The organism is Nocardia sp. NPDC051570, from assembly GCF_044454005.1.
GTDB lineage: Bacteria > Actinomycetota > Actinomycetes > Mycobacteriales > Mycobacteriaceae > Nocardia.
The window spans coordinates 548,858-563,058 of the sequence record NZ_JBITDI010000001.1 but is presented as its reverse complement, the minus strand read 5'-3'; the positions used below and the strand labels follow the sequence as shown (position 1 = coordinate 563,058).

At 67.6% G+C, this 14,201-nt stretch carries 13 protein-coding genes; 9 read left to right on the top strand and 4 right to left on the bottom strand.

Annotated features, from left to right (window positions below; genetic code table 11):
- Window positions 1–3: 3 nt before the first annotated feature.
- Window positions 4–1,446: an alpha/beta hydrolase gene (locus tag ACIA76_RS02565; protein ID WP_397147556.1), complete on the bottom strand. Its 1,443-nt coding sequence runs from the start codon at window positions 1,444–1,446 to the stop codon at window positions 4–6.
- 246 nt (window positions 1,447–1,692) lie between these two features.
- Entirely contained in the window at window positions 1,693–3,003 is a 1,311-nt protein-coding gene (locus ACIA76_RS02560; RefSeq protein ID WP_397147554.1) for a DUF2254 domain-containing protein, read from the bottom strand.
- 234 nt (window positions 3,004–3,237) lie between these two features.
- Here ACIA76_RS02560 and ruvC point away from each other — a divergent pair, with 234 nt between their 5' ends.
- From ruvC to ruvB, 3 genes are read left to right on the top strand one after another with little or no spacing between them, the layout of a single operon-like run.
- The gene (ruvC, locus tag ACIA76_RS02555) at window positions 3,238–3,807 is read left to right on the top strand and encodes a crossover junction endodeoxyribonuclease RuvC (protein WP_397147552.1); all 570 of its coding nucleotides are present in this window, start codon (window positions 3,238–3,240) and stop codon (window positions 3,805–3,807) included.
- Window positions 3,804–4,409: a Holliday junction branch migration protein RuvA gene (gene ruvA / locus ACIA76_RS02550; RefSeq protein WP_397147550.1), complete on the top strand. Its 606-nt coding sequence runs from the start codon at window positions 3,804–3,806 to the stop codon at window positions 4,407–4,409. Before ruvC ends, ruvA begins: the two co-directional genes overlap by 4 nt.
- Window positions 4,410–4,417: 8 nt before the next feature.
- Entirely contained in the window at window positions 4,418–5,503 is a 1,086-nt protein-coding gene (gene ruvB, locus ACIA76_RS02545; RefSeq protein WP_397147548.1) for a Holliday junction branch migration DNA helicase RuvB, read from the top strand.
- A 1-nt stretch (window position 5,504) separates the two neighbouring features.
- Here the strand turns inward: ruvB and ACIA76_RS02540 are convergent, their stop codons facing one another.
- Window positions 5,505–6,071 (bottom strand): DivIVA domain-containing protein, encoded by a 567-nt coding sequence (locus tag ACIA76_RS02540; protein WP_397147546.1) that lies wholly within the window; start codon window positions 6,069–6,071, stop codon window positions 5,505–5,507.
- Between the two features lie 62 nt (window positions 6,072–6,133).
- Window positions 6,134–6,799, bottom strand: a complete 666-nt coding sequence (locus ACIA76_RS02535; protein WP_397147544.1) for a TetR/AcrR family transcriptional regulator — start codon at window positions 6,797–6,799, stop codon at window positions 6,134–6,136.
- A 36-nt stretch (window positions 6,800–6,835) separates the two neighbouring features.
- Here ACIA76_RS02535 and ACIA76_RS02530 point away from each other — a divergent pair, with 36 nt between their 5' ends.
- From ACIA76_RS02530 to ACIA76_RS02505, 6 genes are all read left to right on the top strand, one after another.
- On the top strand, window positions 6,836–8,317 hold the full coding sequence (locus tag ACIA76_RS02530; RefSeq protein ID WP_397147542.1) for a flavin-containing monooxygenase: 1,482 nt from the start codon (window positions 6,836–6,838) through the stop codon (window positions 8,315–8,317).
- A 147-nt stretch (window positions 8,318–8,464) separates the two neighbouring features.
- Window positions 8,465–8,851: a preprotein translocase subunit YajC gene (yajC, locus tag ACIA76_RS02525; protein ID WP_397147540.1), complete on the top strand. Its 387-nt coding sequence runs from the start codon at window positions 8,465–8,467 to the stop codon at window positions 8,849–8,851.
- A gap of 96 nt (window positions 8,852–8,947) precedes the next feature.
- Window positions 8,948–10,708 (top strand): protein translocase subunit SecD, encoded by a 1,761-nt coding sequence (gene secD, locus ACIA76_RS02520; RefSeq protein WP_397147538.1) that lies wholly within the window; start codon window positions 8,948–8,950, stop codon window positions 10,706–10,708.
- The gene (gene secF, locus ACIA76_RS02515; protein WP_397147536.1) at window positions 10,705–11,901 is read left to right on the top strand and encodes a protein translocase subunit SecF; all 1,197 of its coding nucleotides are present in this window, start codon (window positions 10,705–10,707) and stop codon (window positions 11,899–11,901) included. Before secD ends, secF begins: the two co-directional genes overlap by 4 nt.
- Before the next feature lie 2 nt (window positions 11,902–11,903).
- Complete coding sequence (locus tag ACIA76_RS02510) at window positions 11,904–13,586, top strand: ABC transporter substrate-binding protein (RefSeq protein ID WP_397147534.1); 1,683 nt, start codon at window positions 11,904–11,906, stop codon at window positions 13,584–13,586.
- A 35-nt stretch (window positions 13,587–13,621) separates the two neighbouring features.
- Window positions 13,622–14,194 (top strand): adenine phosphoribosyltransferase, encoded by a 573-nt coding sequence (locus ACIA76_RS02505; RefSeq protein ID WP_397147532.1) that lies wholly within the window; start codon window positions 13,622–13,624, stop codon window positions 14,192–14,194.
- Window positions 14,195–14,201: the final 7 nt, after the last annotated feature.

Here is a 14,201-nt window from a genome sequence, read left to right as displayed (position 1 = left end):
GCGTCAGCCGCCCGCGGGGACCGGCATGCCCACTCGGGCGGTCACCCACGGGAGTGAGGAGCTGAACGCCGCCGAGGCGAATTGCCAGGTGTGGCCGCCCTGGGTGGTGTGGATGGTGCAGTCGATGGCCACCGTTCGGCCCTCGGTGCAGAGCTTTTCGGCGGCGCCTACCTCGCCGGTGTCCATGGGGGTGTCCTGGCCGCCGAAGCCGACCTGGTCCTCGTTGACCTGGGGCATCTTGAAATGGGGTGTGCCGGAACGGTTTCCGCGCTGGGGCGGGGTGAGGTCGTCGAACAGGCCCGCGACGCCCGGATAGGGGCCGTGTGCGGCCATCACCGTCATCGGGTCGAAGCGGGCCCATTTGCTCGCGTCGCCGCCGTAGAGGCGTTGGATGGTCTGCTCCTTGGAGCCCGAGTCGGGGCCGATATCGCCCGCGATATCGACGAAGGTGTGGAACAGCTCGGGATGCATCACGGTCAGATCGACCGCGCAGGTGCCGCCCATCGACCAGCCGATGACCGCCCAATTCGCCGGATCGGCCGAGGCGCCGAACGTCGATTCCACATATCGCGGAACATCTTCGGTGAGATGGTCGGCGGCGTTCCCGCGCGGGCCGTCGACGCATTCGGTGTCGTTGTTGAAGCTGCCGCTGGAATCGACGAACACCATAATCGGGGCCCGGCCGCCGTTGGTGGCCGTGAATTGGTCGATATCGGGCATGATCTGACCGCTGCGCATCCAGTCGCTCGGGGTATTGAATTCGCCGCCGATCATCATCACGACCGGCAGCGTCGGGGGCTTATCGCCGGTGAACCACACGGGCGGCAGGTACACGTATTCGGTGCGGTGATTGAAGCCGCTGGCCGTATCCGGAATATCCACCGGCACAACCACTCCCGTGGTCATGGGTTTACCGCGCAGGCCCGGGAGCGCCGCCAGGTCGGTCTGATGCGGCAGCGGCCCGGCGGTGAGCGCGCTCCATGCGGACTGGACGGTGGGGTAGTAGCCGACCCATTGATTGAGTACCAGCCCGGTGCTGAGCACGGCCATCGGCACGGCCACGATCGCCGCGGTGCGCTGCCACCAACGCGCGCCCGGCCAGCCGACCACGGCGACCGCGAGCGCCGCGACCATCGCCCCGAGCGCCACCCACAGCGCTAGCGGCGCCGGATCCGAGGCCAGGCCCTGATTGGTCAGATACAGCCAGCCGCCGACGGCGGCGGCCACGCCCAGTGCCACGCAGATCGGTACCCGGATGAACCACCAGCGCCGGGTGAGGCGGGCGATCGCGATGATCAGCAGCGCCACGGCGATCAGCTCGATCGTCAGCGGCAGCCAGCCGTGCAGCAGCGATAGGCCGCGATGAAATCCGGCATAGGGGTTCAGGTTCGCCGAGGGCAGATGCGGTGGCGGGGGTGGTGCCACGGCCGGGGAGGGCGGTGGCATCGGCACGTCCATGGGCGCTGGAAACACAGCCGTAATCATCGAGCAGATTCCTCGAGGTTCGCTGTGAACGGCCTCCGAGGCGCTTGGCATATCGCACAACAAGTCCCTTTGGACTCGAAAATAGTCCGAATGGACTCTAATGTATTCCGTACGGAACTGTTAGTCCGGTGGATGGCATGCATCGGCGGCGCGGCGCGGCGACGCGCCCCAGGGAAGGTCGCCGAGAGCATTGCCGCCCAACGGAATTCAGGTCAGGGCCAGTTCCGCGCGGAAGGCGCGGCAGCGGCGTAGGACATCCTCGCGGTCGGCGGGTTCGGGGATGTCGGGGACCGCTCGCTCGATCATGGCCGCCTGCTCCAGGACGACGCGGCGGCGGTCGGGATCGGTGATGCGATCGGCGATCTGGGCCAGGGCGTCGAGCTGGCGGATCATGATGGCCGGTGCGCCCCGGCCGGATTGGCGGATCTTCTCGAAGGCCCGCTGCACCAGGCGTTCGTAGCTGACCTGGGCGGCGATCACCCGGATCTGGCCGTCGCGGTCGCGGCGGACCGGATCGGGCTGCCAGGACACCGCGATCCGGGACAGGCAGTCGCCCAACCAGTCCACACAGGTCAGCACCGTGAAGGTGTCGTTGGTGGTGGTGGCCATGGCGCGCAGTGCGATCTCGACGATCTGATCGATGCCGAACGAGACGTCCTGCACGAGCGTCCGGGTCGAGCCGGTGACATGTCCGCGGGCGAACTGCTCGCCGATCCGCGCGGCCGCCGCGGCGGGCCAGACCGTCGCGACCACCTGACCCTCGGTGACGAAATGGCCGGGGCGATAGGGCAGATGGATGACGGCCTGCTCCTCGGCGGCCAGCCGCACCAGGTGCTCGTAGCGGATGTACTGCAGATAACCGCTGTTGGTGGTCCGGACCTCGCCGCCGGATTCGGCCATCAATGCCAGCAGCCGCTCGACCGTCGGCCCCTGCTCGGCCACGGGCGCGGTGGTGTCCTGATTGGCGACGACGGCCGTATTCACCTCGCGGGCGATATCGGCGATGACGTTGGGCAGCTGGATCTGACCGGCGATGTGATTGATGAAGTAGATGAGGACCGCGAGATCGACCACCAGCGAGGCGATCGAGACCGTGGCGCAGATATGCGGCACGAAATCCGGGCCGATCGCGACCAGCGCCGCGACCGCGTAGACGAAGGTCGCCACGAAGGTGCCGAGGGTGACCTGGGTGCCCCGGTCGCGAATGAAGTTGCGCAGCATGCGCGGACCGAACTGGGTCGAGGCCAGCGTCAGCGCCACGATCGTGATCGAGAAGACCACGCCGACCACCGTGATATCCGCGGCCGCGATCGCGGTGAGCACCTGCCGCGCCGCATCGGGCGTGCCGCCGAGCACCCAGCTGGGCATCTCGTAGTCGTTGCGATAGGCGAGGCGATCCAGGGACAGGGTGAGCGCGAACAGCGCCACGGCCACGAGCACTTCGAGCGTGGGCACGAACCACAGATTGGTGCGCAGCCGCTCGCGCCACCGATCCGCCTCGAGTGAGATCTCGCGCACGGCGAGCCCTCCTTATCGCCTGCCCCCCGACTCGCCTTGACGGAAAACTTACACCCACCCACCCCCATCTGCTTCGACCCGGAACTTGTCGGTGTCTTCCGAGAGGGCTGCTGGGCCTGCCCGCATCCAGGCAAGCGGCCCAAGGGGTTTGACCGGGACCGTGTCGATGGCCGGAGCGGGCGCCGTCAGCGGTTAGACTTCGAACAACTGTTCGCGGACTCGGAGGGCGCTTTCGTGCGGGTGATGGGTGTCGACCCCGGGCTCACCCGGTGCGGTGTGAGCATCGTCGACGGTGGGCTCGGTCGCCAGGTCACGGCGTTGGCCGTGGATGTCATCCGCACTCCGCCGGAGATGGATCTGGCCGAGCGGTTGCTGGGCGTGGCCGATGCGGCCGAGGCGTGGATGGATACGCACTCCCCCCAGGCGGTCGCCATCGAGCGGGTGTTCTCCCAGCACAATGTGCGCACCGCGATGGGCACCGCACAGGCCGGCGGTGTCATCGCGCTGGCCGCCGCGCGCCGCGGCATCCCGGTGCACTTCCATACTCCGAGCCAGGTGAAGGCCGCGGTCACCGGTAACGGATCGGCCGATAAGGCGCAGGTGACGACCATGGTGACGCGGATCCTGGGCCTGGCGACCGCACCGAAACCCGCCGATGCCGCCGACGCGCTCGCACTGGCGATCTGTCACTGTTGGCGGGCGCCCATGCTCGAGCGGATGGCCAAGGCGGAGGCGCTGGCCGCCGAACAGCAGCGCAGATATGCGGAAAGACTTGCCCAGCAACGGAAGGCGGTGACCGGGTGATCGCGTCGGTACGCGGTGAGGTGCTCGAGGTCGGGCTCGACCATGCGGTGCTCGAGGCCGCGGGCGTCGGTTACCGGCTCAATGCCACTCCCTCGACGCTGGCCGCCCTCACCCGCGGCGAGGAGTCGCGGCTGTACACCGCGATGATCGTGCGCGAGGACTCGATGACGCTGTACGGCTTCGCCGATACCGAGGCGCGTGAGCTGTTCGGCCTGCTGCAGACGGTCTCCGGCGTCGGGCCGCGCCTGGCGATGGCGGTGCTCGCGGTGCTCGAGCCGGAGGCGTTGCGCAAGGCGCTGGCCGAGAGCAATATCGCCGCGCTGACCCGGGTGCCCGGTATCGGCAAGCGCGGCGCCGAGCGCATGGTGGTGGAACTGCGCGACAAGGTGAATCTCGTTCCCGTGCAATCGGGTCCGCCCGGCGCCGGACCCGCGCCGATCGTCACGCCGGTGCGCGATCAGGTCATCGAGGCGCTGATCGGGCTCGGCTTCCCGAGTAAACAGGCCGAACCGGCCGTCGACGGCGTCCTCGCCGAACACCCCGATCTGGACACCTCCAAGGCGCTGCGGGCGGCGCTGGGCCTGTTGGGTAAGAACCGGTAGCGCGGCCCATGACCGACGAATTCCCCGACGACACCGAATCCCCGGTCAGCCCCGGATATCTGACGTCCGACGGCGAGATCGAGGCCAGCCTGCGGCCGAAATCCCTCGACGACTTCATCGGCCAGCCGCGGGTGCGCGAACAGCTGTCGCTGGTGCTGCGCGGCGCCACTCAGCGCGGCGGCACCCCCGATCACGTCCTGCTGTCGGGTCCGCCGGGTCTGGGCAAGACCAGTATGGCGATGATCATCGCCGGCGAACTCGGCTCGGCCCTGCGGATCACCTCGGGTCCCGCGCTCGAGCGGGCGGGAGATCTCGCGGCGATGCTGAGCAATCTCGTCGAGGGCGATGTGCTGTTCATCGACGAGATCCATCGGATGGCCCGGCCCGCCGAGGAGATGCTGTACCTGGCGATGGAGGACTTCCGGGTCGACGTCGTGGTCGGCAAGGGCCCCGGCGCGACCTCGATTCCGTTGGATATCGCGCCGTTCACCCTCGTCGGCGCGACCACCCGATCGGGCGCGCTGACCGGCCCGCTGCGCGATCGCTTCGGCTTCACCGGCCATATGGATTTCTACGAACCCCATGAGCTGCAACGGATTCTGCGGCGTTCGGCCGGCATCCTCGGCGTGCGCATCGAGGACGACGCGGCCGCGGAGATCGCGGGTCGCTCCCGCGGCACGCCCCGCATCGCCAACCGACTGCTGCGCCGGGTCCGCGATTACGCCGAGGTGCGTGCCGACGGCATCGTCACCCGGGCCATCGCCGGGGCGGCCCTCGCGGTCTACGACGTCGACGGCCTCGGTCTGGACCGCCTCGACCGCGCGGTCCTGGCGGCCCTCGTCCGCAGCTTCGGCGGCGGCCCGGTCGGCGTGTCCACTCTCGCCGTCGCGGTCGGTGAGGAGGCCGCCACGGTCGAGGAGGTCTGCGAGCCGTTCCTGGTGCGCGCGGGCATGATCGCCCGCACTCCGCGCGGCCGCGTGGCCACCGCCGCGGCCTGGGAACATCTCGGCCTGGTCCCGCCGCCGGATCTGGTCTTCGGGTCCATCGAGGTCCGCGGTCGCGAATCCCACCCCAGCCTGGACGTTTTCGACTGATTCAGTGCGGCGCGGTCTCCCGCGTATTCTCCTCGGCCCGCAGCGTGCGAACCACCACGTCGAGGAATGAGTCGACCTCCTCGATGCTGTAGGCGGTCATACCCGCATGGGCCAGGCCGAAATTCGCCGCGCGGACGTCCTCGCTGGTGAGGCCGTTGGGGCCGATATGGGCGAGGGTGGTGGTGATGCGGTCGAGGAAGACGTCCACCTCGTCGGCGGCGTAGCCCGCATGATCGTGCGGCGGGCGCGAAAACCGCAGGCGCCGCACATCTTCGGGGGTGAGCAGGGCCTCGCCCGCCGGATGGCGTTCGGCGCCACGGCGGGCGAATTCCAGTTCCACACAGGCGCGGTCGAGGAATTCGTCGACCGCGTCGCGGTCGTAGCCGCGGTGTCCCAGAGCGGCCGTGGCGAATTCGTGCCCGCGGATCTGGGCGGCACTGGGTGCGTCGCCGCCGCGATACGTCTGGGCGATGCGCTCGCAGAAGGCGTCCACCTCCGCGGCGTCGTAGCCGCGGTGCCCGAACGGAGCCCTGTCGAACCGCATGCGCCGCATCTCGTCGGGAGTCACGTACTCATTCTCGCAACAGGACAAGCGGTCTGTAACCCGGGCCGGGATCTTCGGCTGAGAAATCAGTCCTTGCGCACGCCGTCGATGAGCAGCCGCCGGACCGCCTCGATCAGTTCGGGCCCCACTCCGGCCTCCGGACGGCGCAATCCGTGCAGCATGGCCGCGAGGATCATGCCGGTCACCGCCTTGGCGGTATTGGCGGTGTCCAGATCGGCACGCAGATAGCCCAATTCGACGCCGTGCTCGAGATAGGCCGCGGTCAACGCGTCGGCGGTGTCGAGCAATCCGTACAGCCGCTCGGTCAGCTCGGCATCGATGCCGGTCGCCTGGAACAGCAGCAGCTGGGCCACCCGCCCGTCCTCGAGGAAGATCTTGTTCAATGCCTCGCCGATGCGTTCGACCTGATTGCGGTACTCGGCCAGGCTCGTCGCCGCGTCCGGGGCGTTATCGGTACTCAGCGAGCCGATGATGCGGGCGATCAGATCGTCGATGACGTGGTCGATGATGTCGCGCTTATTGGCGAAGTAGCGGTAGAAGGTGCCGTGCCCGATGCCCAGCCGTGCGGCGATATCCGCGATTCCCGTCGCGTGATAGCCCTTCTCGGCGAAGCAGGCGAAGGCGGTATCGATGATCTCCTGGCGCAATTCGGCCTTGCGGCGCTCGAGATGTGTGGATGGCTTCGGCACAGGGGCGATGATACGGTGTTCCGGAACGGAATGATGTGTCATTCTGTATCAGGTACTTGAGTTAACAGGAGGTTCGGCGTGGCACCTCAATACGACGCCGTCGTGGTCGGGGCCGGATTCGGCGGCATGGGCGCGGGCATTCAGCTCGACCGGCTCGGGCTGGGTAACTTCGTCATCCTCGAGCGGGAGGGCGATCTGGGCGGCACCTGGCATGTCAACCGGTATCCGGGGCTGGCCGTGGATATCGCCTCGGTGACCTACTCGTATTCGTTCGAACCGAATCCGCACTGGTCGCGGCTGTTCGCCCCGGGCGCCGAGCTCAAGCGCTACGCCGAACATGTGGCCGACAAGTACGACCTGCGCCGGCGGATGCGGTTCAACCAGACCGTCGGCGGCGCGCGCTGGGACGAGGAACATCAGCACTGGAACGTCTCGGTCGAGGGCGGTGAGACGCTGACCGCCCGCTATCTGCTCGCGGCCACCGGCTTCCTGTCCCAGCCCTACACCCCGCCGTTCCCGGGCATCGAGACCTTCGCGGGCAAGATCATCCACACCACGGCGTGGGACGACGAGTACGACCTCACCGATCGCAAGGCCGCGATCATCGGCACGGGCGCGACCGCGGTGCAGCTGGTCCCCGAGGTCGCGAAGAAGGCGGCCGCGCTGACGGTCTTCCAGCGCACCCCGATCTGGGTGGTGCCCAAGGTCGATACCGCGATCCCGCGCCCGGTGCAGGGCCTGTTCGAGCGGATTCCGTTGACGCAGAAGGCCGCCCGACTGGTCAACACCAGCGCGCTGGAGCTGCTGATGGTGGTCGGCGTGCTGCATTACAAGCAGGCCAAACTCGGCAACAAGGGCGCCGCGCTGCTGGCCAAGGCCCATCTGCGGGCGCAGGTGCGCGATAAGGAGACCCGCCGCAAGCTCACTCCCGACTACGACTTCGGCTGTAAGCGGCCCACCTTCTCCAATACCTACTTCAAGACCTTCAATCAGCCGCATGTGCGGCTCGAGACCAATTCGATCGATCACGTCGTGCCCGATGGCATCATCACCGCCGACGGCCATAAGACCGAGATCGATACGCTCATCCTGGCCACCGGCTTCAACCTGTGGGATGTGAACTTCCCGGCCATCGAGATCATCGGCCGCGACGGGCGCAATCTCGGGAAGTTCTGGCGCGACAATCGTTTCCAGGCCTATGAGGGCATCACCGTCCCGAAGTTCCCCAACTTCCTGAGCCTCAACAGCCCCTATTCCTACAGCGGGCTGTCCTACTTCACCACCATCGAGGCCCAGATGAAGCATATGAACCGGTTGTTCGCGGAGATGTTCCGCCGCGGCGGGCAGGTCTTCGAGGTGAGCGAGCAGGCCAATACCCGCTTCCTGGACTACGTCACCGAGAAGCTGGGTTCCTCGGTGTTCTACGACGGCAACTGCTCGACCGCCCGCAGTTACTACTTCAACCAGCACGGCGAGGCGGCACTGCTGCGCCCGAACAGCACGCTCACCACGCATCGAGAGGCCGTCAGCTTCCCGCTCGAGGATTATGTGTACGGGTAGAGAGTGCCTTTCAAGATCGAGAGTGCGCGCCCTTCACGATCCCCGCGCGCATTCGGCCGGGAGCCGATGTGGCGGTATTGCCCTGTCCTGGCACACTGTGGGGGTAAACACTCATCCGCATCCATAGACTAGGGACCGACTAACACGATGGAATACCTGTTTCCGCTCCTGCTGGTAGCTCTGCTCGTGCCGATGTTCCTTGGTGTCCGTCGCCAGAAGCGCGAGACGGAGAAGACCGCCTCCATGCAGCAGAGCCTGAAGGTCGGTGACCGGGTCACCACCACGTCGGGGCTGTACGGCACCGTTGTCGACGTCGACGACGTCTCCGTCGATCTGGAGATCGCCGAGGACATCGTGACCACCTGGCTGCGCGCCGCGATCCGCGACGTCCGCGCCGACGACGAGGCCACCACCGAGACCGACACCACCGAGGCTGTCACCGCCGAGACCACCGAAGCCGCGCCGGAGAAATCCGCGCCGGCCGCGACGGAGGAATCGGTGGAGGACACCAACTCTCGGCTGACCAAGGAGTGATCCGACCGCGCCGCCACACCGCCGCATCCGGCGGTGCGGTGGCGCTGTAGCGTGTCCGCACACGTTCCCCTCGACATCGCCTAGGAGACAACGACAGTGCCACCTTCCAAGGGAACGGGGCATCCGCTGCGACTGCTCGGCGCGTACGCCGCGCTGCTGGCGGTGATCTACGCGCTGGTGTTCTTCACCGCGGACCAATCCGCGAAAGCCAAACTGGGCATCGACCTGCAGGGTGGTACCCGGGTCACGCTCACCGCGCGCACCCCCGACGGCAACAAGCCCAGCAAGGACAGCCTCACGCAGGCGCAGCAGATCATCGAGTCCCGGGTGAACGGTCTCGGCGTCGCCGGATCCGAGGTCGTCATCGATGGCGACAATCTGGTCATCACGGTGCCGGGGGACAACGGCGGACAGGCCAAATCGCTGGCCACCACCGCCAAGCTCTATATCCGTCCGGTGCTGCAGGCCGGGCAGCCGGTCAACAAGGGTGGCGGTCAGCCGCAGCCGGGTCAGTCGCAGGCGGGTGTGCCGGGTCAGCCCGGTCAGGTCCCGCCGCCCGCCGATCAGCCGAATCCGGCCGGTGCGCCGAATCCGGCGCCCGCGCCCGAACCCGGTGCGGCGCCGCAGGGCGAGGCCCCGCAGAACCGGATCTACCCGCAGCAGGCCCCCGAGCCGCCGCCCGCCGATACTCCGGCCCCGCCGACGAGTTCGCCTGCGCCGCAACCGAATCAGAATCTGACTCCGGCGCAGAAGACGCAGAAGGAGATCGCCGAGGCCAAGGCGCTGCGGCAGAGCAAGGATCCGCAGGCCCAGCAGCAGGCGCTCTCGACGCTGGACTGCAGTAAGCCCGATCCGCTGACCGGTAACGACGATCCGGCCCTGCCGCTGGTCACCTGCTCCACCGACGGTAACCAGGTCTATCTGCTGGCCCCCAGCCGAATCGACGGTCAGGACATCAAGAACGCCGCCGCCAACTTCAATGCGCAGCAGTCGCAGTGGTCGGTGGATCTGGAGTTCAAGAACTCCGACGACTGGGCCAAGCTGACCCAGGAGTACCTGCAGAAGCAGATCGCGTTCTCGCTCGACACCAAGGTGATCAGCGCGCCGGTCGTGCAGCAGGGCCCGCAGCTGGGCGGTCGTACCTCGATCACCGGCAACTTCAACGCCGCCACCGCCAAGGAACTGGCCAACCAGCTGAAGTACGGTTCGCTGCCGCTGTCGTTCGCCACCTCCGAGGCCGAGACGGTCTCGGCGACGCTGGGACTGTCCTCGCTGCGCGCGGGCCTGATGGCGGGTGCGATCGGCCTGATCGCGGTGCTGCTGTACTGCCTGCTCTACTACCGCATGCTCGGCTTCCTGGCCGGATTCTCGCTCGTCGCCTCGGGTTTCGCGGTGTACGGCATCATCGTGCTGCTGGGCAGGTGGATCAACTTCACCCTCGACCTGGCCGGTATCGCCGGTCTGATCATCGGTATCGGTATGACCGCGGACTCGTTCGTGGTGTTCTTCGAACGCATCAAGGACGAGATGCGCGAGGGCCGCAGCTTCCGCTCGGCGGTGCCGCGCGGCTGGTCCCGTGCGCAGCGCACCAACCTGTCGGGTAAGACGGTCAGCCTGATCGCGTCGGCGGTGCTGTACATCCTGGCCGCCGGTCAGGTGAAGGGCTTCGCGTTCACCCTGGGCCTGACCACCGTCCTCGACGTGATCGTGCTGTACCTGGTCACCTCCCCGCTGATGATGATGGCCTCGCGCTCGCCGTTCTGGGCCAATCCCGCGGTCAACGGTCTGGGCGCGGTGCAGGAAGTGGCCCGCGAGCGCAAGGCCGCCGCAGGCGTTCTCGCCGGTAAGGAGGCATGAGCATGAGCAACTCCAGCCCCGTCCTGGATGCCGTCGACGAGCCGATCGGCGAGGGCGGACCCCAGCACAGTTTCTTCGAGCGGCTCTACACCGGCACCGGCGGTTTCCAGATCGTCGGACGGCGTCGGCTGTACTACCTGATCGCCGCGGTGCTCGTCGCGATCGCGGCCCTGAGCATCGGGGTGAAGGGGTTCACCCTCGGCATCGACTTCGCCGGCGGTACCCGCATCCAGGTGCCCGCCTCGGGGCAGATGACCACCACGCAGGTGTCCGATGTCTACAACAAGGCGCTGGGCCACAGCCCGGTGACCGTGCAGAAGGTCGGTTCGGGTTCGGCCGCCTCGTTCGAGGTCCGTTCCGACACCCTGACCATCGCACAGCAGGACACGGTGCAGGGCGCGCTGTTCGACGCGTTCCATCCGAAGGATTCCACGGGCGCCGAGAGCCGCAACGCGATCAGCATCGCCGAGATCAGCGAGACCTGGGGTGGTGAGATCACCCGCAAGGCGCTGATCGCGCTGGTGGTGTTCGTGTTGTTGACGATGGTCTACATCGCGATCCGCTTCGAACGCGATATGTCCTTCGCGGCCATCGCCTCGCTGCTGTTCAACCTGGTCGTCACCGCGGGCATCTACTCGATCGTCGGCTTCGAGGTGACACCCGCCGCGGTGATCGGTCTGCTGACCATCCTCGGTTATGTGCTCTACGACAACGTGGTCGTCTTCGACAAGGTCGAGGAGAACACCCGCGGCGTCCTGCACCTGACCCGGCGCACCTATGGTGAACAGGCCAATCTCGCGGCGAACCAGACGCTCATGCGCTCGATCAACACCACGATCATCGGCATTCTGCCGATCATCGGCATGCTGGTGATCGCGGTGTGGCTGCTGGGCGTCGGCACGCTCAAGGATCTGGCGCTGGTGCAGCTGGTCGGCATGATCGTCGGCGCGTACTCGTCGATCTTCTTCGCGGTGCCGCTGCTGGTGTCGATCAAGGAGCGGTTCGGACCCGTTGCCGCACATACCAAGAAGGTGCTGGCCAAGCGGTCCAATGCGGCGACGGCGCGGGTGCGCGAGGCCGCGGCCGAGCGGGCCGGCGCGATCAGCACCCCGGTGCGGTCGCGCGACACCGATTCGGGCGCACCGAGACCGGGGGCTCGTCCCAGCGGGAAACGGCATAAGAGAAGGCACTGACTATGCGCAGGCGGTTCATTCGACCACTGGCCGCAGCGTTGACCGCGGGCGCACTCGTCACGGGTGCGCTCGCGGGGTGCTCCAGTAAGAATCAGGTGCCCTCGATCGGCTATGCGGTCGACGCGGCGCCGGTCAGCTACAACGGCGGCAGCGCGCTCGGCGCGAACGGCGGTGCGGCGGCGGTGTTCTCGCGGGTGCTGACCGGATTCTTCTACACCGGACCGGACGGCCAGCCGGTCGCCGATACCGATTTCGGCACCGCCAAGGAGGTGCCCGGCGAGGCGCAGACCATCCAGTACCGGCTCAATCCGGACGGGGTCTACTCCGACGGAGCGCCCACCTCGTGTGACGATCTGGTGCTCGAATGGGCCGCGCGCAGTGGGCGATTCCCGCAGTTCGATGCGGCCTCCACGGCCGGATACGCCGATATCGAACGGGTGGAATGCCAGCCGGGCTCCAAGGACGCGACCGTGGTGTTCCGGCCCGATCGGCACTTCCTGGCCTGGCGGACGCTGTTCAACGCCGGTGATCTGATGCCCGCGCATATCGCCGCGCAGGCCGCCGGAATCCCGAATGTGGTGTCGGTGGTGCAGTCCGGCGATCGGGCGGTGCTGGATAGGCTCGCGCAGTTCTGGAACACCGGCTGGAATCTGAAGCCGGGCGGCATCGATACCAAGCTGCTGCCGTCCTCGGGTCCCTATCGGGTCGAATCCTTCAGCGACAGCGACGGTCTGGTGCTGGTGAAGAACGACAAGTGGTGGGGCAACGCCGCCAAGACGCCGCGCATCGTGGTGTGGACGCGCGCCAACGATCTGGCGAAGAAGATCGCCGACAAGGCCGTCGGCGTGATCGATATCGGCGCGGGGTCGATCAAGGATCCGAATCTGACCGGATTCTCGATCGATCAGGTACCCGGTCGCGGGGCCGAGCAGCTGGTGCTCTCGACGTCGGGCCTGTTCGCCTCCGCCGATGTGCGCCGGGCGTTCGCGGCGTGTGTGCCGCGTCAGGCGCTGTTCGACAAGTTGGGCCATCCCGGCTTCGACGTCAAATCCGGCCAGGGCTCCGGACCGTTGAATTCCCGTACGGTGCAGGCGGATTCGCCGTACTACGCGGCGATCGTCGGTCCGGCCGACAAGTACCGCGCCGGCGATGTCGCCGCCGCGCAGCAGGGCCTGGGCAAGACCCAGAATCCGACCGTGCGGATCGGTTACCGCAAGCCCGACGATCGGCGCGCGCAGACCGTCGCGATGATCGCCGACGCCTGCAAACCGGCCGGCATCAGCGTGGTCGACGCCGGCGCACCGGATTTCGCCCCGACCGAACTCGGTGACGGCAAGGTGGACGCGGTACTGGGCAGCACGGCCGCGGCGCCCGGACCGGCCGGATCGCTGTCGGGCATTGAGGCCACGGCCGCGCTGCACGGCGGCCAAGGCCTGAATTTCGGGCACTACGGCAACGGGCGTTACGATGCGATCGCGGATCAGCTTGCCGCGGACGATAATTCGACGAACGTGTTGAATCTCGACAGCGAGGCGGAGAATCTGCTGTGGAACGAGATGCCGTCGATTCCGCTGTTCGCCACGCCGCGCACCATCGCGTTCGGTGAGGGGATGGACAACGGGATCGCGAACCCGACCAAGGCCGGTGCGGGTTGGAATATGGACCGCTGGGTGTTGCAGCGGTGAGCGTCCTCGGGCGCGAGATGAGGGAGCGGGTGTAGATGAGTAAGCATGGAATGGTGGAGACCGAGGAGTCCGCGGGTGAGCGGATCGTCCGGGCCGCCGACGCCGTGCAGCGGCTGACCCGCTGGCACGACGACTTCCCCAGTCCCGGCGTGCGTTTCGCCGATCTGACGCCGGTCTTCGCCGACGCCGGGGGATTCCACGCCGTCATCGACTGCCTGGGCGCGGTCGCCGCCGATGTCGATCTGGTCGCGGGCGTGGACGCCCGCGGCTTCCTGCTGGGCGCGGGTGTGGCCACGGCGCTCGGCACCGGCGTGGTGGCCGTGCGCAAGGCCGGGAAGCTGCCGCCGCCGGTGCTCTCGCGCGAGTACACCCTCGAATACGGTTCGGCCGCGCTGGAGATCCCGGCCGACGGCGTGGAGCTGTCGGGCCGCCGGGTGCTGCTGCTCGACGATGTCCTCGCCACGGGCGGCACGCTGGCCGCCGCCGCGGAGCTGTTCACCGCCGCGGGCGCCGAGGTGGCCGCCGCGGCGGTCGTACTCGAACTGAGCTTCCTCGGTGGGCGTGAGCGCCAGGGTGATTACCCGCTGACCTCGATCATCCGGCTGTGAGTGTGCG